At 45.6% G+C, this 23192-nt stretch carries 23 protein-coding genes; all 23 read right to left on the bottom strand.

Translation table 11 applies throughout. From position 1 onward, the window contains the following. Positions 1-2: 2 nt before the first annotated feature. The 23 genes from dnaG to MHI37_RS19175 all read right to left on the bottom strand — a co-directional run bounded on the left by dnaG (position 3) and on the right by MHI37_RS19175 (position 23189). On the bottom strand, positions 3-1856 hold the full coding sequence (gene dnaG / locus MHI37_RS19065; protein WP_076336802.1) for a DNA primase: 1854 nt from the start codon (positions 1854-1856) through the stop codon (positions 3-5). A gap of 42 nt (positions 1857-1898) precedes the next feature. Next, positions 1899-2369 carry a YaiI/YqxD family protein gene (locus MHI37_RS19070; RefSeq protein ID WP_083676247.1) on the bottom strand — a complete coding sequence of 157 codons (471 nt, stop codon included), beginning with the start codon at positions 2367-2369 and terminating at the stop codon, positions 1899-1901. An 80-nt stretch (positions 2370-2449) separates the two neighbouring features. Next, the gene (locus MHI37_RS19075; protein ID WP_076336800.1) at positions 2450-3265 is read right to left on the bottom strand and encodes a pyruvate, water dikinase regulatory protein; all 816 of its coding nucleotides are present in this window, start codon (positions 3263-3265) and stop codon (positions 2450-2452) included. A 27-nt stretch (positions 3266-3292) separates the two neighbouring features. Continuing rightward, positions 3293-5374: a glycine--tRNA ligase subunit beta gene (gene glyS / locus MHI37_RS19080; RefSeq protein ID WP_076336799.1), complete on the bottom strand. Its 2082-nt coding sequence runs from the start codon at positions 5372-5374 to the stop codon at positions 3293-3295. Further along, the gene (glyQ, locus tag MHI37_RS19085; protein WP_076336873.1) at positions 5367-6254 is read right to left on the bottom strand and encodes a glycine--tRNA ligase subunit alpha; all 888 of its coding nucleotides are present in this window, start codon (positions 6252-6254) and stop codon (positions 5367-5369) included. Before glyQ ends, glyS begins: the two co-directional genes overlap by 8 nt. 369 nt (positions 6255-6623) lie before the next feature. After that, on the bottom strand, positions 6624-8165 hold the full coding sequence (locus MHI37_RS19090) for an MDR family MFS transporter (RefSeq protein ID WP_076336798.1): 1542 nt from the start codon (positions 8163-8165) through the stop codon (positions 6624-6626). A 150-nt stretch (positions 8166-8315) separates the two neighbouring features. Further along, a complete protein-coding gene (gene recO / locus MHI37_RS19095) occupies positions 8316-9059 on the bottom strand; it encodes a DNA repair protein RecO (RefSeq protein WP_076336797.1) in 744 nt (247 codons plus the stop codon). Positions 9060-9160: 101 nt separating this feature from the next. Further along, on the bottom strand, positions 9161-9322 hold the full coding sequence (locus MHI37_RS19100) for a YqzL family protein (RefSeq protein ID WP_076336796.1): 162 nt from the start codon (positions 9320-9322) through the stop codon (positions 9161-9163). Between the two features lie 100 nt (positions 9323-9422). Continuing rightward, positions 9423-10346, bottom strand: coding sequence for a GTPase Era (gene era, locus MHI37_RS19105; protein WP_076336795.1), 924 nt, complete (start codon positions 10344-10346; stop codon positions 9423-9425). A gap of 8 nt (positions 10347-10354) precedes the next feature. Beyond that, entirely contained in the window at positions 10355-10789 is a 435-nt protein-coding gene (cdd, locus tag MHI37_RS19110) for a cytidine deaminase (RefSeq protein WP_076336794.1), read from the bottom strand. Between the two features lie 30 nt (positions 10790-10819). After that, positions 10820-11182 (bottom strand): diacylglycerol kinase family protein, encoded by a 363-nt coding sequence (locus MHI37_RS19115; RefSeq protein ID WP_076336793.1) that lies wholly within the window; start codon positions 11180-11182, stop codon positions 10820-10822. After that, entirely contained in the window at positions 11182-11679 is a 498-nt protein-coding gene (gene ybeY / locus MHI37_RS19120) for an rRNA maturation RNase YbeY (RefSeq protein ID WP_076336792.1), read from the bottom strand. Before ybeY ends, MHI37_RS19115 begins: the two co-directional genes overlap by 1 nt. After that, positions 11676-13922 (bottom strand): HDIG domain-containing metalloprotein, encoded by a 2247-nt coding sequence (locus MHI37_RS19125; RefSeq protein WP_076336791.1) that lies wholly within the window; start codon positions 13920-13922, stop codon positions 11676-11678. Before MHI37_RS19125 ends, ybeY begins: the two co-directional genes overlap by 4 nt. Before the next feature lie 17 nt (positions 13923-13939). After that, complete coding sequence (locus MHI37_RS19130) at positions 13940-14911, bottom strand: PhoH family protein (protein WP_076336872.1); 972 nt, start codon at positions 14909-14911, stop codon at positions 13940-13942. 6 nt (positions 14912-14917) lie between these two features. After that, the gene (gene yqfD / locus MHI37_RS19135) at positions 14918-16111 is read right to left on the bottom strand and encodes a sporulation protein YqfD (protein WP_083676245.1); all 1194 of its coding nucleotides are present in this window, start codon (positions 16109-16111) and stop codon (positions 14918-14920) included. 51 nt (positions 16112-16162) lie between these two features. Continuing rightward, on the bottom strand, positions 16163-16441 hold the full coding sequence (yqfC, locus tag MHI37_RS19140) for a sporulation protein YqfC (protein ID WP_076336790.1): 279 nt from the start codon (positions 16439-16441) through the stop codon (positions 16163-16165). A 1852-nt stretch (positions 16442-18293) separates the two neighbouring features. Continuing rightward, a complete protein-coding gene (locus MHI37_RS19145; protein ID WP_076336789.1) occupies positions 18294-18797 on the bottom strand; it encodes a hypothetical protein in 504 nt (167 codons plus the stop codon). Between the two features lie 60 nt (positions 18798-18857). After that, complete coding sequence (floA, locus tag MHI37_RS19150; protein ID WP_076336788.1) at positions 18858-19847, bottom strand: flotillin-like protein FloA; 990 nt, start codon at positions 19845-19847, stop codon at positions 18858-18860. 29 nt (positions 19848-19876) lie between these two features. After that, positions 19877-21247, bottom strand: a complete 1371-nt coding sequence (locus MHI37_RS19155) for a nodulation protein NfeD (RefSeq protein WP_076336870.1) — start codon at positions 21245-21247, stop codon at positions 19877-19879. 200 nt (positions 21248-21447) lie between these two features. Next, positions 21448-21891 (bottom strand): GatB/YqeY domain-containing protein, encoded by a 444-nt coding sequence (locus tag MHI37_RS19160; protein WP_076336787.1) that lies wholly within the window; start codon positions 21889-21891, stop codon positions 21448-21450. 15 nt (positions 21892-21906) lie between these two features. Further along, complete coding sequence (gene rpsU / locus MHI37_RS19165; protein WP_005547957.1) at positions 21907-22080, bottom strand: 30S ribosomal protein S21; 174 nt, start codon at positions 22078-22080, stop codon at positions 21907-21909. An 85-nt stretch (positions 22081-22165) separates the two neighbouring features. Further along, positions 22166-22519, bottom strand: coding sequence for a histidine triad nucleotide-binding protein (locus MHI37_RS19170; RefSeq protein WP_076336786.1), 354 nt, complete (start codon positions 22517-22519; stop codon positions 22166-22168). Positions 22520-22583: 64 nt separating this feature from the next. Further along, a complete protein-coding gene (locus MHI37_RS19175) occupies positions 22584-23189 on the bottom strand; it encodes a hypothetical protein (protein ID WP_076336785.1) in 606 nt (201 codons plus the stop codon). Between the last annotated feature and the right edge of the window lie 3 nt (positions 23190-23192).

Genomic DNA, 23192 nt, shown 5'->3' on the forward strand with positions numbered 1-23192 from the left:
CCCTAGAAACGATCTTCCTGTCGACCTTTAAGCTGTCTCTCTAGGGTTATAATCTCACTAGCTATTTGTGCTGCTGCCAAAAAATCTCCGGTACGCTCAGCACGTACCATTTCTTCCTTCTTACGATCAATGTCCCGATATTGTGGAACCTTGATAATGTCGTGAATATACGCGTCCATTGTCGCATCGTCGAATGGGAAGTCTCCGTCCATCATCAATATGGATGCAGCTGCCCGCTCTAGCCGGTCATCATGCAGCGTTGCAATAAAGCGGCTGACATCCGGATCATAGCCCTGTGCAAAATAAGCGTATAAATAAGCAGCAAGCGCTGCGTGATCCTCTACATTAAACGCATCCCCAAGCCGTTCATGAACCGCTTGCGCAACTTCTCGGTCTCGCATCATAACATGCAGCAACCTTCGCTCTGCATGAGTATAAGCGGGCATAAGTGTTGGCGGTCCAGACTTTCGGGGCTTTTCATTCCTACCATTATTCCACGAATTGTCGTTATTATCCCCTTGCGGTTTCTTTTTTTGCAGCTCCTGCCTGATTTGATGGCAGTCCTGCTTCAGGGCGTCAAGAGAGATATCAAACTCACGTGATATTTCTTTTAAGTAGACCTCGCGTTCTGTTGATGAATCAAGCTCTGCAATAATTTGTACTGCTTCAAGCAGATAATCTTTTTTACCTTCATCTTTTAGCAGTATATGGTTTTTCCTTGAATATATAAGCTTAAATTTTGCAACTGAAACGGATTGATCTATCGCATCTCTCAAGAATGCTTCCGGTCCATATTCGCTTATATAATCGTCGGGATCCTTGCCTTTTGGAAGCATCACCACCGATACCTTTAGGCCTGCGCTCTCTAGCATCGGAATCGATTTGAATGCCGCTGCTTGTCCAGCATCGTCACCATCGTAGCAAATGATAACTTCCTCTGCTTGTCGCTTTAAAATGACACAATGATCTTCGGTCAGAGCTGTCCCCATCGTCGCTACACCATTTTTCACACCTGCGCTCCAAGATTTGATGACATCCATATAGCCTTCAAACAATACTACCTGTTTGCTCTTACGGATCGTTGGCCGCGCATAATGCAGGTTATAAAGTATCTTGCTCTTCGTAAACAGCATTGTTTCCGAGGTATTCAAGTATTTCGGCTGTCCTTCGCCTATAATGCGACCCGCAAACGCGGTAGCTTTGCCGTCTCGATCCCATATTGGAAACATAATGCGATTACGAAACCGATCCACATACCCGCTCCCGTCAGCTTTTGCCGAGAGCAATCCGCCTTTTTCCATTAATGCTGGATCAAATCCACGATTCGTCAGAAACCGCACGAGCAAATCCCATTCCTCAGGAGCGTAACCGATCATAAAATGATCGATCAGCTTGTCGGTAAGACCTCGTTCCCGCAAGTATTGCTTTGCAGCCTGACCTTGCTTCGTGTTATTCAACACATGATGATACAGCTTGATCGTCAGGTCATGAGCTTCAATGATCTTTGACCTCTCAGCATCGTGCGGCGTAGCTTTACTTCCATCGGGTGAAGACCATGTGATAGGCATGCCTGCATCTGTCGCCAGAATACGCACCGCCTCTGGAAAGGAGTAACCTTCCATTTCCTCGACAAATCGAATCACATTCCCGCCCTTGCCGCAGCCGTAGCAATGGTAAATTTGGAGCTCCGGCGTAACTGTAAACGAGGGGGTCTTCTCCGAATGGAACGGACATAACCCCTTCATATATTTGCCGTGCTTCGTGAGATGAACATATTTTCCGACCGTCTCTACGATGTCATGATGCTTTCGCACCGCATCAATGACTTCCTCCGGTATTTTATTACCGTATGTCATCGTTCATCACCTTCATCCTAAGTAACACGTAAATAATATTCGCTATATGTCATGGTTCTCCTGCTCATTCCGCAAAACTTTTGTCAACTTTTGTTGAAAACGATCACGATCGTCATTATTCATCGCTTTTGGGCCTTTAGTTTTACCCCCGGTACGTCTGCGCTTGGCGAGCTCATGTCTGCGCTCCATTAAATAATCAATGTTTTCGTCCGAGTATTGCTCCCCGCGCGGAGATAAGACAATTGCACCTTTTCCGATAGCTATGCATGCAAGTCCAAAGTCCTGCGTTACGACAATATCACCGCGTACAATATGATTGACGATGTACAGGTCTACAGATTGATTGCTTCGATCAACCTGGACGATATTCACGCCAAGCTGCGGCTCCAATCGATGGTCATGCGAGGCCACCATAAGAACAGGTACTGAGAAACGTCTTGCCGTCTCGCCAATTTCCGACTTAACTGGGCAAGCGTCCGCGTCAACTACAATAGTAAGTTGTTTCAGCCTAATTTGACATCACCGCTCGAATTATATTTCATATCCATTACTATTATATACGGCATAACTCGAAAAAATCCTGCCAGCGGCTGTTAAGGCATCCGTACATATTCCATAATTAAGCTTGCCGTCTCTTCCACTGCACGATGGGAAACGTCAATAACGACACAATCAAGCTTTTTCATTATAGTATCGGCATAAAGGAGCTCTTTTTCAATACGGTCTGTCGTTGCATACGATGCATTATTAGGCAAGCCTAGCGCTTTAAGCCGTTCTTTGCGGATCGTATTTAAATATGAAACGCCAATAGTCAGCCCAATTATTTTGCGCTTAGGAAGCTTGAACAATTCCTCAGGCGGCTTTAGCTCCGGTACCAGCGGCACATTTGCGACTTTAAATTTTTGATGCGCAAGATACATGGATAGAGGAGTTTTCGAGGTTCTTGATACCCCTACCAATACAATATCTGCTTTTAGTACACCTGAGGTGTCTCGAGCATCATCATACTTAACAGCAAATTCAACTGCCTCCACTTTGCGGAAATAATCCGCATCAAGCACATGGTTAAGCCCAGGCTCTTGACGTGACTTCCGCCCTGTCCGCTGCTCCAGCGTCTCTATAAAGGAGCCTAATAGATCAATTGCAACAACAGAAAAGCTATCCGCGAGCTTCTTCATACTGTTCCGCAGATTAGGGATAACTAACGTATACAAGACAATTGCATCCGACTGCTTCGCTTGCTGTACGATCCGCTGCAAGCCTGATTCCTCTGTGATAAAAGGGGCTCGGCGAATTTCGGTGTTCATCGGATGGAACTGAGCTATCGCAGCACGCACGACTAGCTCACCTGTATCCCCCGCAGCATCAGAAACGACGTATACGATTACTTCTGGATTCGCATGAGACATGAATGATCATCCTCCTGTATCAACCCATTACCAAACAAGCTTTGAAAAATCAGCGATAATCGCGATATCCTCAGCAATTCCTGCAAGTGTTGCTAAACGGTTTGCCCGTACAGCCTCATCCGGCGACATAACCATAACCTTCTCAAAATAAGAATGAATATACGGCTTCAACGAGGACAAGGTTTGTACTGCTTTCGAAATGTCACCATTTTCGATAGCTGCATTGAAAGTCGGGCGCTGCTGCTGCCAATTTTCGTAAAGCTCAGTCTCAACTTGCTCTGCAAATAAAGCTGGATCAGCTGCTTTATGAGCTGCCTTGGAGCCTAGATTGCTGACGCGATTGAATTGCTCAACGGTTGTTTTAAATTCAGAGCGCTCATCGCTGGCAGCCAAAGCTTGAACCACAGCAGCACGCTCAATCGTTGACTTCAGATCTGTGAAGCCTGATGCCATAACAGCATCCACAACATCGTACCGTACGCCTTGCTCAGACAATACGTTTTTGACACGAAGTGCGAAGAAATCAGCAAGATCCTTGCTAATGTCTGAAGCTTGTCGCTTCAAACCGCGGCTCTCATGCACAGACAACGCAGCAGCATACAAATCGTTCAGCTCCAGCTTTAAGCCATGCGCTAGTATAATTTGAACAATACCAGCTGCTTGTCTACGAAGCGCATACGGATCCTGTGAGCCTGTTGGGATGATGCCAATAGAGAAGCAGCCCACGATGGTATCTATTTTATCCGCTAAGCTTACGATTGCACCTGTAATTTCAGAAGGTGCGAGATCGCCGGAAAAGCGTGGTTGATAATGCTCATTAATGGCTTTCGCCACAGATTTGCGCTCTCCTGCTTTTATCGCATAATCTTCCCCCATAATGCCTTGCAGCTCTGGAAATTCATATACCATTTGCGACACGAGATCGAATTTGCAAATATCCGCGGAACGACTAACATCCTCAGCAGTTTGCACATCTACCACCAACTGCTTGCTGATTAAATCAGCAGTTGCACGAATGCGTCTCACTTTGTCAGCAACCGAGCCCAGCTCCTCGTGATAGACGATATTTTCCAGCTTGGAGAGTGCATGCTCAATCGTCAGCTTATGATCTTCCTCGTAAAAGAACTTTGCATCCGATAGTCTTGCGCGCAATACCTTTTCGTTGCCCTTTGCCACAAGCTCAATCGATCTACGGTCACCGTTGCGTACCGTAACGAAAAACGGCAGCAGCTGTCCGCTTGCATCAAATACTGGGAAGTACCGCTGATGCTCGCGCATCGACGTAATCAATACTTCTTGCGGAATATTTAGAAAAGCTGGATCGAAGCCGCCAAACAATACGTTTGGATATTCAACCAAGAACAGCACTTCCTCGAGCAAATCCTCTTTGATTGCGATTTCCCAATTTTTCTCTTTAGCTAACTGATCAATTTGTGCCACAATAAGCTGCTCTCGCTCACTAACATCCACGAGCACATGCTGTTCACGCAGACGCTCAACATATTCAGCAGGCTCCAGAATGACCGCATCGCCCCCTAGGAAGCGATGGCCGCGAGATTGGTTGCCAGTCTGTACTCCTGTAATTTCAAACGGAATAATATCCTTGCCAAACAAAGCGATGAGCCAGCGGATAGGTCTTACAAACTTAAGCTCATGGCTTCCCCAGCGCATATTTTTCGGGAAGGACATCGACAAAATAATAGACAACAAGCCCTCTGGCAATATAGCTGCAGTCTCAGCACCAATACTGCTTTTTGTTGCGTAAACATATTCAACACCGGCTAGTTCCTGAAAATACAGCTGCTCCGGCTGAACGCCTTGACTGCGGGCGAATCCAAGCGCTGCCTTACTCCAATTGCCTTGATCATCCTGAGCAATTTTACGTGACGGGCCTTTTGCCTCCTCATTCATATCCGACTGCTTTTCGGCAACCTCTTGAATCAGGACAGCAATACGGCGAGGTGTTGCATAGACGTTTACGGTTCCGTGCTCAATGCGTGAATCTGCCAGCCATTTTACCACTTTGTCCTTAAGCTGGTTCATCGCACCGCGAACAAATCTAGCCGGTACTTCCTCAAGACCAATCTCAAACAATAAATCTCTAGTCATGCTGCTCCACTCCTTTCTTTAGCAACGGGAATCCGAGACGTTCTCTCTCTTCATAGTAAGTCGATGCAATTGCACGCGCCAAATTTCTTACTCTTGTAATGTAGCCGGTACGCTCGGTTACACTAATCGCGCCGCGCGCATCAAGAAGGTTAAATGTATGCGAGCATTTCAGTACATAATCATAGGCAGGGAACACGAGATGATGCTCCATCGTTTTTTGAGCTTCTGCCTCATACATATTGAACAAGCTAAACAGCATTTCTGTATCCGAAGTCTCAAATGTATACTTTGAATGCTCGTATTCAGGCTGCTTAAATACGTCGCCGTAGGTAATGCCCTCTACCCATTCCAAATCAAACACATTTTCTTTTTGCTGTATATATGATGCAAGCCGTTCCATGCCGTAAGTAATCTCAACCGCAACCGGATTTACATCGATGCCGCCAACCTGTTGGAAGTAGGTAAACTGTGTAATTTCCATACCATCCAGCCATACCTCCCAGCCAAGTCCCCATGCGCCAAGCGTGGGAGCTTCCCAGTTATCCTCAACAAAGCGAATATCATGCTCATTCGCATCAATACCCAGCTGCTTTAGGCTATCCAAATAAAGCTCCTGAATATTATCTGGCGATGGTTTCAAAATAACCTGGAATTGGTGATGCTGATACAGTCGGTTAGGGTTTTCACCGTAACGGCCATCCGCTGGTCGGCGGGAAGGCTCCACATACGCTACATTCCAAGGCTCAGGTCCTATCGAACGCAGAAACGTCATCGGGTTCATCGTTCCTGCACCCTTCTCCACATCATAAGGCTGAACCAAAATACACTGTTGATCAGCCCAAAATTGCTGCAGCGTCAAAATCATTTTTTGAAAATTCATTTTCTGACCCTCTCCTTCTTTCACTGTTTTCCGTCCGTTCCCGGACCGCTCCATAGAAAGCAGCAAGCGCATAGACATACAAAAAAACTCTCGTCTCTACGCCTGTTGCCAGACGTAGGGACGAGAGTATTAATCCCGCGGTTCCACCCTACTTGGTCAGCTCCATATGAGCTAACCCTCTTTAAACGATACGACTCCGGAGTGCCCTTTCATCACTGTGTCCATCCAGGCTTTCACTATTCCTGGCTCGCTAACGTCGTCGACACTAAGCAATTACTTTCTCCATCATTGTCCAATATTCATATTGCACTATTTTATGCTTCTTTGTGACAATTGTCAAACCTTTGCAGCCTGCCATTTTGAAATGTATTAATGTCCTCTAATTTCCTTATCGGCACCCGTGCTGCCTTCATTTTTCCCAATAATATCCTTCAACCCTGCGTTGCCCATCATCAGAACACAGGCGAGCGCTAAGATGGCAGGAACAACAGACCAGAGAAACGTAACAGATACCGATTCAGATAGAGCTGCAACGATTTTGTCCATCACTGCCGGAGGAATTTCGGCACGTTTCTCAGGCGACAACAGTTCGCGTGCATTGTCTGTCGTTGCACTAGCTCCATCGCTGCCTGCAAAAGCTTCCGCCATTCCACTCGTGAAATGATTGCGCTGGATGATGCCGAATATCGTTATGCCGACGGTCATTCCAAGCGAACGCACAAAGGACATGGTGGAGGTAGCGCTGCCCCGCTGACGCATATCAAATCCATGTATCGAAGACATGCCAAGCACCGAGAAAGAGAAGCCAATTCCGAAGCCGGTAAGAAACATGTACAACGACAGCATAAATCTAGTCGTGTCTGGTGTTATGGTTGAAAGCAGTACAATTCCAGTTATGAAAATAAGGGCTGAGAACGTCATGACGCTGCGATAGGCCATTTTGTTAGCCAGCATCCCGCCCGCCATAGCCGCAATTACCGAGCCAAGCGTCATGGGAAGCAAGGTTAGGCCCGCGTTCACCGCTGTTCCGCCGAACACCCCTTGCACGAACATCGGGATATACAAAGCTGCAGTTATAAACGCAGCACCGTAAAATAATCCTGCCCCTGTACTTGCTGCAAACAAGCGCTGCTTAAACATATTGAAGGAGATAATAGGCTCCGCAGCTCTTGTTTCAATGAATAGAAAAATGCCGAGCAATATAACAAAACCAGCAAACAAGCTAATAATCTGCGCGGAGTCCCAAGCAAACTCTGCCCCGCCAAGCTCAAGAGCAAACATTAAACAAACGATTGAGCCAACAAGGGTTGAAGCTCCCCACCAGTCGATCTTTTGCTTGGCATGTGAAAGCGATTCTTTATAAAAAATTACGATAAAGGCCAGAGCTACAAGCCCTATCGGTACATTGATATAAAAAATCCAACGCCAATTGATGTACTCCGTTAAGTATGCCCCTGCAAGAGGTCCAAATAAGCTCGATGTTCCAAATACGGCTCCGAACAGACCGCCCATTTTGCCTCGCTTCTCTGCCGGGAAAATATCAAATACAATGGCAAATGCAATAGGCATCATCGCTCCGCCGCCAATACCTTGAATAGCACGATAAATCGTCAGCTGCGTAATGGACTCCGCCGTTCCGCATAACACAGAGCCAATTAGAAATAAGCATATACCTAATACAAAAAACCTTTTTCGTCCATACATATCCGACAGCTTTCCGAATATCGGCATTCCAGCCATTTCTGTAACCAAATAGGCAGATGTAACCCACACATATTTGTCCAAACCGCCTAAATCGGACACGATGGTAGCCATAGCGGTCGATACAATCGTATTATCGATTGATGCGACCAATATGCCTAGCAGAAGACCAGCAACTACAAAGCCAAGTCTATTTTGTCCCGTAGACATCAGATAATCCCTCCATTGAATATCAAATCCAAAAATATCCTCGATAAGTATAAAATAAATACTTATTCATATAAACATACAAATGAAGGATTAAGCATCAGTCTCGAGACGGATAAAAAAGGAAATGATTGCTTAAAAAGGTTCATCATTTTACATCAGCTTGTCTAATTGATCTAGAAAATTACGTGATTTCAGCTGCAAACCCAAATGAGTATCCATCTGCTTGCGCATAATCTTCTTAAGCTCTTCTTTAGTCTCCGGCTTAACTTGGATGGAGCCTAGCCTTCTCATATCCATTCGGCGAAAAAGCCGAAGCAGCTTGTATGCTCCATCGCTCAGCAGAACGGCATGAGGGTCTTTGCCAGTACATCTTGAGCATAATATCCCTCCTGAATAAGGAGAGAGCTTAAACGGACCTACAACGTTGCCACAGCTTACACACTCATCGAGCGCAGGCGCATAACCCGACAAATCCAGAATACGCATCTCGTATAGATGAGTAACAATTTGGGCATCCTTCCCTTCTTGCAGCGCTGCTAGGCAGGCTTTGAGCTGCTCAAAATGGAAGCCGGTAGGCTCATCGTCCTGCAAAGAACGATCGGTCAGCTCTGCTACATACGATGAATAAGCTGCCAGATCAAGCTTTTCACGCAAAACATGGTGAGATTCAATAATCTCACCATGATTAAGTGTACCGAGTCCGCTAGTGCGAAAATAAGTGAACTCTCCATATGTAAATGGCTGTGCGAGTGAGGAATGCTTGCTTTTCACTTTTTTGGCGCCGCGGATCAGCACTCCGGCTTTTCCGTTTGTTTTCGTGAGTAATGTCACAATTTTGTTGCCTTCACCATAATCCATACTTCGAATAACAATTCCTTCGACACGATATAACATCCCGCAAACTCTCCCCTAAAAGCAGAAACGGAATACGCCGTCCCATGGCGGCGCCTTCCGCTTTATACCTATTCAACATTTTTCTTAATTTCAGTGCTATGTCAGCTAGAGGTGTCTTCCACATCCATCATGGCGAGCTCATCATGCTCCTGAGTTAATTGGGCTGAGCCGCTTTCTGCTCCAAACTGTGTCATTTCCTTATAAAGCATGAAGGACTCGACATCCCCGGTCAACGTAAAATACTTCCACGAAAAATTCCGCATACGTATTCATCCCTTTCCGCGCCCTGAAATGCTGCTCCAGATGGTAATAGGATGCGATGAACCGATGCGAACTATCCTTAACAAATAACGTTAAATTAGTCTAATCATTCCGATAGCCAAGATCCTTCAGCACTCGCTCTTGGTTGCGCCAGTCTTTTTTCACTTTTACCCACAGCTCCAAATAAATGCGCGAGCCAAGCAAAGCTTCGATATCCTTACGTGCCTGTTTACCGACTTCCTTTAGTAATTCTCCTTTTTTGCCGATGATTATCCCTTTCTGAGAGTCACGCTCGACAAAAATAACTGCACCGATATAGACTACGCCGTTTTCCTTCACGCGCATATCCTCAATCGTAACAGCAATGGAATGGGGAATTTCTTCACGGGTCATGTGCAAAATTTTCTCGCGAATAAGCTCCGAGCATACAAATTGCTCCGGATGATCCGTAATCTGATCCGCAGGATAATATTGCGGTCCTTCTGGCAAATAACGAGTCAGCTGCTCGAGCAGCGTTTCTACATTATTGCCTTTAAGAGCAGAAATCGGAATGATTTCGGCAAACTCGTGCAGCGCATTATATTGCGTAATCATCGGCAGCAGCTGTTCAGGCTCTACCTTGTCAATTTTGTTCATGACCAGAAAAACAGGCGTTTTCACCTTCTTAAGCTGCTCAATAATAAAGCGGTCTCCTCCGCCTAGGCCCTCTGATGCATCAATCAAAAACAGCGCAGCCTCAACCTCTCTAAGCGCGCTCTCTGCTGTCTGCATCATATAATTGCCAAGCTTGGATTGCGGCTTGTGAATACCTGGCGTATCCAGAAAAACGATTTGTGTATCGTTTGTCGTATATACACCATGAATTTTATTCCGTGTCGTCTGCGGCTTGTCGGACATAATCGCAATTTTCTGACCAATTAAATGATTCATAAGCGTTGATTTTCCAACGTTTGGTCTTCCGATTATTGCCACAAAGCCCGAACGGAATTTTTTGCTGTCACGATCATTTGTAGTATTTCGATTCATATTATTAATTAACTCTCCCTATAATCTAGTGTTGCCGGAGTAAAGGCTCCCGGCAGTAAGTCTGAAACGGTCGATATCGCCCATTTCCCGCTTAAATTACCCATAATAACGGGCATGTCTGGTGCACAAAGCTCAACTAAAACCTGTCGACAAATGCCGCAAGGCGCTATTGGTCCTTCCGTATCACCGATGACGGCAATAGCTTGAAACTGGCCTGGCCGCTTTCCGTCAGCAACAGCCCGAAATAAAGCAGTTCGCTCCGCACAGTTGGTTGGTCCATATGCTGCATTTTCTACGTTGCAGCCAAAATGAACATGTCCTTCATTGTCCAGCAGCGCCGCACCGACTTGAAAGTTGGAATAGGGTACGTACGCACGAGACATCGCTTCCTTTGCTGCATACAGCAGCTCTGCATAAGCATTGGATAAACCTTCGTAGCCCATTCCTACCATCCTCCCGAATCAGTGTCCCATTTATTTGAAAACGATATCCCATAATGGCGGCCCAAGAATGAGCAGCCCTATGATTGCTGAAATTATTGCCGCAAATAAAACAGCTCCAGCAGCAACGTCCTTCGCAACTTTAGCTACCGGATGAATGTTTGGACTGGCAAGGTTCACCGCTTGCTCTACAGCCGTATTGATCATTTCTGCGCTAATAACTACCGCAATAGCTAACAAAATGATCGCCCATTCCAGCGGCTGAAGCGATACGATAAACCCTAGGCAGCACGCGACTATGGCTGCTGCGGCATGAAAACGCATATGACTTTGTGTACGTAAAGAAAAACCAATCCCTGCCACTGCAACTGCGAAGCTCCGGATAAACTTAATCATTAACGAGTGAGGCCGGCCTGCTGCAATATCGCCTCTTGCTTAGCAGTCATTTCAGCTTCCGTCACGTCATCCTGATGATCATAGCCAATTAAATGCAGAAAGCCATGCACGAACAAAAATCCGATTTCTCTCTCCAAGGAGTGACCATACTCTTCACTCTGAGCCAGTGCCGTATCAACACTTATAATAATATCTCCCAGCATACCGGAAATCGGGTCAAGCTCATCTTCGCTTTCGACCTCAAAAATAATGTCGAGCTCCTCTACCCCGTCATCCTGCATCGCGAAGGACAGCACGTCAGTCGGACGATCGATTCCACGATATTCGCGATTTAGCTGATGAATTTCCTCATCATTCGTAAATGTGAGTGATACATCTCCATCGGTCATACCCTCTGCTTCACCAGCAAGCTGGAGCAATTGCTCTAATTTTGTTATCCAAGCCTCAGGTATTTCCAGCTTTTGCTGTTCATTGCTCCAATCTAGCTGTAAGCTCATCCTAAATTCTCCTTTGTTTTCACATCTTCCGGATATTCAATGCGTGAATGAAATACGCCAACTACACTTTCCTTGAGTGACTGCGCAATTCTGTCTAGCTCCTTCAGCGTCAAATCACATTCATTGTATTGATTATCATCAAGTCTGCTCTTAATAATTTTGTGAATCATCGCCTCTACCTGCTCAACCGTGGGGTTGCGCAAGCTGCGAACCGCTGCCTCCACGCAATCGGAAATACCGACGACTGCCGCTTCCTTCGACTGCGCCTTGGGTCCAGGATAACGGAAATCATCCTCTGTGAAGGCTGGCTCAATGCCTTGCTCCTCGGCTTGCTTGACTGCTTTGTAATAAAAGAATTTCAACGAGGTTGTACCGTGATGCTGCTCAGCAATATCTCGAATCGGCTTCGGAATATTATGGCTCTTAAGCATATCCACACCGTCTCTTGCATGTGCGACAATAATAGACTTGCTGAGCTTCGGATCTATCGTATCATGTGGATTCTCGATATTCGTCTGATTTTCAATAAAATAATTCGGCCGCTTCGTCTTGCCAATATCATGATAATACGAGCCTACACGGCATAATAATCCGTCAGCTCCGATCGCTTCTGCTGCTGCCTCCGACAAATTGCCAACCATTACACTGTGGTGATAAGTCCCAGGTGTCTCGGTAAGAAGCTTGCGCAGCAGCGGATGGTTCGGATTAGAGAGCTCCACCAGCTTAAGCGCGGACAATATACCGAACGTAATTTCAAAGAATGGCATCAAGCCGATAACGAGCACTGCTGTTATCAATCCACTGGCAAAAGCAAATGCGGCAGAGTAGATAAATGCTACACGCTCCAGCTGCTCTGAGAGCAGCAAGATCGACATGACAGTCAAGGTGCCAAACAAGCTTACCATAATGCCTGCCTTTAGTATCGTTGATCGCTGACTTGCTCGGTGTATGGAGAAGATCGCAGCAAACGAAACGACAATAATGACAAATCCATATTGGAAATCGAAGATTTGATTCTGTCCTGTATTTAATATAATGCTTCCCATAATCGAAAATATAATCGAGCTGATCATTGCAAGATGGATATCAAGCAGCAGCGTGATCAGCATCGCGCCTAAAGCAGCTGGAGCTAGGTAGCCGGCATATGGCGCAGCATCGGTTTGAGTTAACGAAATAATTTGAATCGTAATAAGGTTTATTAGAAAAATCAGCCACAGCATAAGAAGCGATGCGTTGTTGTACTTTGGCTTTAGTCCATTTATGCTGCCCGACTGATGCAAGTAAGCATACAGGAAGACAACAAATATGAGAGACATGATGAGAAGTCCCATCTGCGGCCAGTAATTTTTCTTATCCTGCAGGAGGGAAGAATCCACTAGCAGCTTGTACAAATCAGGTGTAATGGTCTGACCGCGCTTAACGATCAGCTCACCCTCCTTAATAACAACGGGCGTTGTATTTTGCTTCGCTTGCACTTTCGCTTCGTCAGTTGCAGCTTTATCCAAAAATTTATTTGGCATTATCGCAAATCTAGCCAGCTCCTGCACAATTTCCCTGCTTGTCCGGCTAGTCAGCGTGCTTGCATTAACAAGCTCAGCTACTTGCGTTCGAGCGGTCTCCGCTTCGCGAAGCTGCTCTCCCGTCAGCTTACGCACAATATCCCGAGCTACATTTCGCATCTCGGTTAACGTTTCGGACGATAAATTCGGCATTTTGTAAAAGGTTTCTTCCGGAATCGTATATTCCTGCTCATTAGCAATAATTGCCATTTCATCAAGCAATGTTTCATTGTAAGTGCCTTTGCCCTTGTTAAGCTTGACAAAACTTTCAATGTATTCGGAGTAGCGCCCAGGAATTTCGTTTCTGTAAATATCTATTTTATTTTGTAGCGTCACTTGATCGTCCATATTCAATTGCTCAATACGCATAAATATTTGCTCAACCAAGGCTTCATTGCGAAGCGGTACGATGGAATAAATAACGTCGATTTTGTCAGCGGCATCCTCTTCCGCTTGCCTCGTCGCTTTCTCGTCTTTAATTTGGAAGGGCGCTTTAATATCCTTCTCGCTAACCGCGCCCTCCTCGATATCATAAGTTTCAGGAACGAGATGCGGAGCTAAGCTGAAATAGAATAGCAGCACAAACATAAACATCAGCACCCAGCGAACGGCTGCACTCTGCTTCCAGCCCGTCATCTTAGACGGACGCAAGTTCCCCTGTTTTCCGGTCTGGTTTTGGCTCATGCAGCAGACATCCCTTTCTAGGCTTTGTTTTCAGCATCCCAGTTATAGGCTACAATAATTTTTTGAACTAATGAATGGCGGACGACATCTTGCTCAGAGAATAGAATGATGCCTATCTCTTCGATGTTCTTTAAAATACGCTGCGCTTCAATCAAGCCCGAGTTCTTGCCTCTAGGCAAATCGATTTGTGTAACGTCTCCTGTAATGACCATTTTCGAGCTAAAGCCCAGTCTAGTCAAAAACATTTTCATTTGCTCCGGTGTTGTATTCTGTGCTTCATCCAAAATAATAAAGGCATCATCGAGCGTCCGTCCGCGCATATAGGCAAGCGGCGCAATCTCGATCATCCCCCGCTCAATGGCCTTCACCGTCTGATCAGGTCCGAGCACGTCATGCAGTGCATCATATAAGGGCCGCAAATACGGATCTACCTTCTCTTGCAAATCACCTGGCAAAAAACCAAGATTTTCGCCCGCCTCAACAGCAGGTCTAGTTAATACAATTCGTTTGACGGAGCCTTCTTTAAGCGCGGCAACTGCAAGCACAACGGCCAAATACGTTTTTCCTGTTCCCGCTGGACCTATACCGAACACGACATCCTTCTTCTTGATCGTCTTCACATAATGGCGCTGCCCAATCGTCTTCACTCTTATCGGCTTTCCTCGATAGGTCGTCGTAATCTCTTTCTTAAACAAGTCAAGCAGCTCTTCTGCCTGCATTGTTCTTGCTAGCTCAAGTGCATATGACACATCTCTCTCCGATGGCTTATAGCCGCCGCGAACGAGCTGCAATAACACATTGTAAAGCTGCTCTAGCGAATCAACCTCAGCAGAAGGACCTGAAATGACTATTTCTGCTTCACGCGACGTAACAGATGATTCTACTTGCGATTGAATAAGACGCAAAAAATTGTCTTGTGGCCCAAGTACAGCAAGACCTTCTGCTGCGTTGCCTATCGGTATCTTTATTACTTTCGTCTCAATTTGCAACAATCCTCATTCTCCCTGCATCTGGACTAGTGGCATTTCCTTAACGATAGATTGCTCGACCTCAAAAAGAACTTTCATATAAACTTTACCATTGTCCGCCTTTTCATGCAAAACAATTTCATCTCGTATGACCGCATCGCTGCCAGCTTTTGAGAGTACATCCGCTTTTGCCTGCAAAATGCCTATGCTCCGCGCTTCCTCCTCTGTCAATGTTCGATCCTCTAAGCGAGTCTCCATGACAGATTCTTTCATTCGCCCGATAGGCAGTGACCAGCTGCGCCACGATACCTTCTCCTCATGTCGAATAGTTTCAGATGCGGTGTAAGAGCTTTTCCCGAAGCCGCTCACCTGCAGCGCTCTGGAGCCGATAACCGCAAACCATTTTGTTTTTTGTTCGCCCGTGTAAACCTTCACATGCTGAACCAGCGGGGAATAAACCTCGAATTCATACCAGACGAGCCCGCGTACATTCCCTCTAGCAACGACCGTGCGAGAAAATTCTTCTCCGCCGATCGTTCCCGAAATCAAGATTTGGTTTTTTTTCACCCTCGTATTTTTTTTGACGACCGGACGACCGGCCTCAGCAATAATTTCAGTTACTACCGCATCCGAGGATGCGACCAAATGACGCGGTGTTTGCAGTGATGCTTGCTCAGGTATCGTCGATTCAACAACTTGAATAATAATTTTAGTACCCTTCTTCTCCACCCCAACCCATGTAGAGCCTGGGAGCTTGCGGACTAGCTGCTTAGACAGCACATCTGTATCCGTTAGACGGAACGCCCATTGCATCGGGTACAAGCCCTCTTCCCTCGCAGCCAATAAAATTTGATCCTCGCTTAGCTTTGTATTGCCTTGAACCTCTATGCTCCAAACGAGCGATGAAAGCATGAAGATTAATGCAAAGAACAAGACAATTCCACCCGCAAACAGCTTTCTTCGCTCTGCTCTTACGAGTAGAAACGGCAGCCCTTTTCGTTCTATAACATGCGCCCGGCAGCCTGTCTCCTTTAAATACGCGCGAAGACCAAAAAAGTCACTGACCGAAAGCTCAAACTCTAGCAAACCGCTGCTTGTCCAACGAATAGAAGACAGCTGCAAACCACCAGCAAGAGCTTTATTTACCAGCTCCTCCGGTTCTCCTCCCCTTATATGAACAGTAACCATTCCTTTTAACCAATCTGCACCTTTTCCGCTCAATTCATTCCCCTCCCATACATTTAGCCTAAAAGCAACGACAGTCTTTTCAACCTATGGAATCAACTGAATGCTCGAAATTTGACCTTCCACAAACACTTCCTCCGTCCAAATGGTACGAATCACCAGTGAGCTTCCGATGACCTCAAGCTGCCCTTTGCTTAAAGCTAATCTCAAACGTTCACTTGAGAAATGAACGACGCCGCGATGGTTTTCGATATATAATTGACAATCCCCAATCATCGTTAGACGAGGCAAATCAAATACGACATCATGCGGCATATCGAGCAGCTCTGCTGTTATTTTTCGAAATTTCTTTTTTATACGACGCATGGACGATTCTTTGCCTCCTTCAAGGTTTCATAGAAAACGATATAATTTGAACTAAAAATTTACGTTTTAGGCGCTGCGCGAGTAGATCATTCTGAAGGGTCGCTGTTGCAGCCAGATTCTTTGATTTCCTAAGACATTTAAAGGTGAGAATAAGGCTGCAAAGGCGAGCACTTCGTTTCTCCAGAACGATCTTCTCGCTTCGCTAAATCTTCATTTTTTAAGTTCAACTTATATAGATGGAATTTCTCCCTCTAATTCTAAGGAATCAGCCGAAATTCATGAAAAACAGTAAAATTAACGGGAGAAATTCCATCTATTTTCGTATGCCAAGCGAACAACGTTATTTTAGCGGGAGAATTCCATCTAATTCTCATTGCATTTATAAATGTGAAGTTAAAACGAAGCGAGTAGACCATTCTTTTCAAACGCGGTTGCAGCCAGACTCTTTGTTTCTCCAGAACGATCTTCTCGCTCCGCTAAATATTCATTTTTTAAGTTCTACTTATATAGCAAAAAACTTGCCGCAGTCAAACAAAAGGATAACGATTTTGTTGTACTGTACCAAAATATGCAAACGGCAAGCTAAATATGAGATGAATCTGCATCAGCAGCTTTTCAACCGCTCAAGATGTAACGGCTGACGAAACGTATTTGCCGATGAATTTTAGCGTTAGATCCAGACGCCTTGCTCCTCTGCATTCCCTTCGTCCGCGCGAACTGAACCCCTGACCTCTTGCATGCCATGCAAGTGCTCTCCCAGTTGAGCTAAGCCCCCGTGATCATTCTAAAATTCAGCTATTCATTTTTTCTTGGGGTGTGCAACCAACCAGCTCGTACTTGTACTAACAAGCCAATCCTATACTCACACATTTTAGCTCGCCGTTTCAGCTCATCTCCAGCCGTCTTGTCTCCATTGTTGGCTGCTATGCTGCAAATGCGCAGGAACGTCTACTTTATTGACTGTCTCGGGCAGAGTTCGTACGGCCGCTGCCTTTGTTCTAGGCATGTTTGAGTATCCCCCATACACTTCACAAAACGAACACACACATCGTCTTTTCCTTCAACGTTCCCCACGCTTGATGCCGCTCCTCCAATCCTCACTTCTCCTACTCCTACTCCTACTCCTACTCCTACTCCTACTCCTACTCCTACTCCCAGCGCGGAAGCTATCCTGCACTTTTGCAGTAACTTCGTGCTATTGGGACGCTCTAGCTAACCTATCCTGTACTCACGCACTATAGATCGTCATTTCAGCTCATTTCCAGCCATCTGATCTTCATTGTGGGCAGCTATCCTGCTTACGTACAGGATAGCTGTCCTAAAACAGTAAAAAGAGTAGGCTACCCTGCAAATGTGCAGGATAGCCTACTACTCTACTACTCATTCTTATGATTGACTATCACGACAGAGTTCGTGATGCTGCCGCCTTTGTTCCAGGCATGTTTGTGTGGGCTCCATATCCTTCACACAAACGAACACATACATCGTCTTTTTCCTCAACTTCCCCCACGCTCCGTGCCGCTCCTCAAATCCTCACGTCTCCTACTCCCAGTGCGGAAGCTATCCTGTACTTTTGCAGTGACCTCATGCTATTGGGACGCTCTCCCAGCTGAGCTATGCCCCCACGATCATTTTCATGCACTGGTTTAGAACTTTTCTTCTTCCCCCACTACAACTATCGCAAATCGACTATAAAAAGTTCAAAGATAATCAAGGTGGAACGGCTGTCGCCGTCCTTTGGCGGCGCGGCGCGTTTCATTCCGAGAAATATAGAGAAAGTATCGCGAAATGATATACTTTCCTGTATTTTGAGAAAAAAAACCGCCGAAGCAGTATGCTTCGACGGTTTTTTTTATTTCCCAAACGGCTTCTTCGAGCGAGGCGGACCAAGAACCTCTGCCCACACGACCGCTTTACGCATATCCTCAACGCGTGTAGATGAATCCCGCATCTCTTGGGCTGCTGAATTGCGTTCTGAGACGTTGCGTGATGCAGATCCACTTACTTTAGCCCCTTGCAGCGCACGTTCCCTAGCGGCTGATCTAGCCGTCTCTGGAGGTGCAGCAATATACGAGCGTTCATAGGGAGCATCAACAACGGTTTGACGTTCCTGATCATGAAGAGAACGATAAACCGTCTGCCCCTCATTCCCCTGCATTTCTGCTTGCTGGTCAATTACCGGTTTAGGGTCATTAGTCTGAGGAAAAACATTTCTCGGCAGACCGCCTCCCCCAAAGTCCGGCATTTGCCCAGGCAGCTTCTTCTTGGAGCCTGACTTGCCAAATAACGACGCCAGCGCTCCAAAAATAATAACGACGATAAAGATGTTGTCCATCAAAAAATCAATAATTTTCAAGCTGTCTTCACCTCCAGCACGCAGCTGCGCGTAATGCAATAGCTAGGTTATGCCTAAGCATTAGCGTCCATCTTTGTGGTCAGTGGAGCCTTCCTGATTGCCGATAGTATTGCGCATTTGGGTGTCAGCCTCGATGTTTTTCAAGTTAAGGTAGTCCATTACACCAATTTTCCCAGTTCTAAGAGCTTCAGCCATTGCAAGCGGAACCTGTGATTCCGATTCCACAACTCGAGCTTCCATCTCTACGACCTTCGCTTTCATTTCCTGCTCGTGTGCAACGGCCATCGCGCGACGCTCTTCCGCTTTTGCCTGCGCAATTTTCTTATCTGCTTCGGCTTGCTCTGTTTGCAGATGTGCACCGATGTTTTTGCCTACATCCACATCCGCAATATCGATCGATAAGATTTCAAAAGCTGTACCAGCGTCAAGACCTTTGCCTAGAACGGTACGTGAAATCATATCTGGATTTTCAAGGACATCTTTGTGAGAATTCGCAGAACCTACTGTCGTTACAATACCCTCACCAACACGGGCAATTATCGTTTCTTCACCGGCACCGCCGACGAGACGATCAATATTGGCACGCACGGTTACTCGTGCCTTAACCTTAACTTCAATACCGTCCTTCGCTACTGCAGCAACGGTTGGCGTCTCGATCACTCTTGGGTTAACGCTCATTTGTACTGCTTGCAGCACATCACGTCCAGCCAAATCAATCGCAGCCGCACGCTCGAATATGAGAGGAATGTTTGCGCGCTGCGCAGCAATCAATGCATTTACTACACGGTCAACGTTACCACCAGCAAGGAAGTGACTCTCGAGCTGGTTTATATTTAAGCCAAGACCTGCTTTTGTAGCTTTGATCAAGGGATTGACGATTCTGCTTGGGACTACGCGGCGCAAACGCATCGCTACAAGTGTAATAATACTTACACGAACACCCGATGCAAGTGCAGATATCCAAAGCATAATCGGGAAAAAACTAAGAAATACAGACAGAACGACTATAACGACAACAGCTAAAATTAGAAAAGAAACTAATGGATCCATATATTCTAACCTCCATATTTTTTTATCTACTAAACAATTTCTTTAACGACTACCCAAGTACCTTCTGCCTTAACGACCTTTACCTTGCGATTCGCATCAACGAATTCACCAGAAGTGACAACATCAACGCGGTTATCTCCGATTTGTACGGTTCCAGCGGGACGAAGCGGAGTAATGGTTGTACCCTCCAGCCCAAGCAATGAATCCTTCACATCAGCGGACAGGTAGCCTTGCTCCGTTGTTAGTTTATCACGCAAAATGAACTTGTTCCAAATCCCCTTCGTTCTGTTCATCCTTACATAGATGGAGATTAGAATAATCGCCGCTACTAACGCGATTACGATAGAGATAAACGCAGTCATAGGATCAGACGCCGCAGTAACCACACCTGCTACTAATGCCGCGCTACCCAGAATTCCTAATATGCCGAAGCTTGGGACAAATATCTCGATAATGAGTAAGGCAATACCGATTACGAACAAAACAACTGACTCCATACCGGCAAATCCAGCAACGTAATGACCGAAGAAATACAGTCCGAATGACAATATCCCAACGATGCCTGGAACACCAAAGCCTGGAATGAGCATTTCAATAATAACACCCGCGATACCGAGTATAAGCAGTACGGTCATAACGACAGGGTTTACTAGCCACCTCGCTGTTTGTTCTGCAAGTGAGGGCGTAACCTCAATCTGCGTTCGGTCTTCAAGACCCAGCCATTTCACGACTTCATCAACCGAAGCTGCAGTATGCTCGGAATAGCCTACCTTCTCCGCTTCACTTGCAGTCAAGGATAGTATTTCACCCTTCTGCTTGTCTCTGCCAATCTTATCCTTCAGATCCAAGGAAACGTTAATATCAACCATCGCTGCGGCGATGTTCTTGTCTCGCCCTTGCAATCCAGCGGATTCACTCATCTCAGAGGTCCAAAAGGAAATTGTTTTCGGATCCTCCAACAGCCGGCCTGATCCATCAACAACTGCCGCAGCACCAATCGTACTGCCTGGCTGCATGACGATATTGTCAGCATTTAGTGCAATATAAGTACCTGCTGATACCGCTTTCCCTTCAACAAACGCTGTTGTCGGAATTTTGCTCTCCCTAATAAAATGACCAATACTCTCAGCGTTTACAACTTTCCCGCCAAGTGTATTAATGACAAGTATGACATGCTCTGCTTTTGCTTCCTCAGCCTCTTTATAGGCTCTCTCCAAAAAAGATTGAAGACCCGATTCAACCGTCTGTTTAACGGGAATGACATAGACAGCAGGTCCAGTGTCGCTTGCTGCTTTCGCTTGCTCCGATGGTGCGCCAAAACAGCCTGCAAACGTAACCAGAATGATTGCTGCGAGCCAGGCAATAGGAGCGGCGGACAATCTTCTTCGCAATCGATTCATATGCAAGAAGGTTCCTCCTTTTTTTTTCATATAATATTCCCTAATACGATATTCAAGCAAAAACGTTTCAAAAACGACTATATTTTCATATAGCCAATTATACACAGCGTCAAGGTGAAACGGCTCGCGAGCTGATATACTTTCCTACAAGTAAAAAAACACCCCTTATTCAGGGGTGCTTTGTGAGTCCGAATGTTTAGTTAGTTAAGATGTTGCTGCACGAGTTGATTTACTAGCTTACCGTCAGCGCGTCCTTTTGTTTTAGGCAAAAGAGCACTCATAACTTTTCCCATATCGGCTTTGGAAGAAGCACCGAGTTCATGGATGGTCTGCGTTACTATCTCTTGAATCTCTTCTTCAGTCAGCTGTTCGGGAAGGTATTGACCAATAATTTCAATTTCGACCTCAAGACCCGCTACTAAATCATCACGGCCGGCTTTTTTAAATTCTTGGAGGGAATCTTTACGTTGTTTGATTTCACGACTCAATATATCAAGCACTTCGTTATCGTCCAACGGACGCTTGAGATCGATTTCCAAGTTTTTCACTGACGCGCGCATCATACGAATAACGGAAAGCTTAAACTTGTCCTGATTCTTCATGGCTTGCTTCATATCGTCGGTCAATCTTTCGCTCAGGTTCATTATGGAAGGATCCTCCTAAAACTTTCTCTTGCGCGCAGCCTCAGACTTCTTCTTGCGCTTAACACTTGGTTTTTCATAATGCTTGCGTTTTTTCACCTCAGCTAGAACTCCATCTTTAGCGATGGAACGTTTAAAGCGGCGAAGAGCAGCATCAATAGTTTCATTCTTGCGAACTTTAGTTTCAGACACTAGTTTTCCCTCCCTCCGAAACAGACCGTCCAGAGCTAATACACGGTTTATCAAATTTAATTATATGTCAAACCAAAAGGCAGTGTCAACTTTGGATATTTGTCAATACCGGAGAAAGTTTAGTTCCCCCTAGCAAATGGATATGCAAATGGTACACAATTTGCCCTCCATCAGCATTTACATTGTTCACAAGTCGATAGCCAGACTCTGCAATGCCTTGCTCCTTGGCGATTTGACGGGCTACTGCGAACAGCTCAGCAAGCAACGATGCATCCTCATCGGCTACGTCATTCATTGTCGGGATATGCTTCTTCGGAATGATGAGAAGATGTACCGGAGCAGCTGGCTGTATGTCGTGAAATGCAATAATTCTATCGTTCTCAAAAACTTTTTTCGACGGAATCGTGCCTTCGATTATTTTGCAAAAAATACAGTCCATAGGTTTCACCCCCAGTTCAATATACTTCTCCAATCATATCGAAAAATCGAATGCTCGTCCAATATTACTGTCCAGCATTTGAATTAATCGCCTGCTGAAGCTCCTCGGCAAGCTCAATCCAGTCAAGACCGCTGGACAAACGAATAATCGCATTTCGATTTCCATCAATATTAGTGTTGAAATTGTCCATAATGACCGACATTTCTCCTAATGTGCTTTTCAAGCTAGCCACATACGACTGATCCTCATCGCTTAATAACGCATCATTACGCCCGATAGCTAGCAGACCCGCTTCCATATCTTTTAAATACCCAGAAAATAGAGCAATATCTATGCCACTAGACTCTGCTGAAAGATTTGAAGCCTCAGCCGCAAAGTCAATCAAGCCTTGGCCTTGCGCATAAACTTTCCCAGCTGCGAAATACAAAGCTAGACGCTCATCTAATTCTTTGCTTTGCATAAAGGCGTCTAGCTGTAAAATCATTTCCGAAATAAATTTCTTCGATTCTGAGCCTGCCTCGTAGATCCTTTGGCCGGTCACAAAATTATTTTCCTGCTTATGCTGCAAAAATTGCGAATACAAAAATACGTTGCCAATTAGACTGAACACAAGAATGACGAGTGTAATCGGCAGTGCGATCGAGCGTTTGCCCGTTTGCTGCTGTTCCAACTT

The sequence above is a fragment of the Paenibacillus sp. FSL H8-0548 genome, from assembly GCF_038630985.1.
Classification (GTDB): Bacteria; Bacillota; Bacilli; order Paenibacillales; family Paenibacillaceae; genus Pristimantibacillus.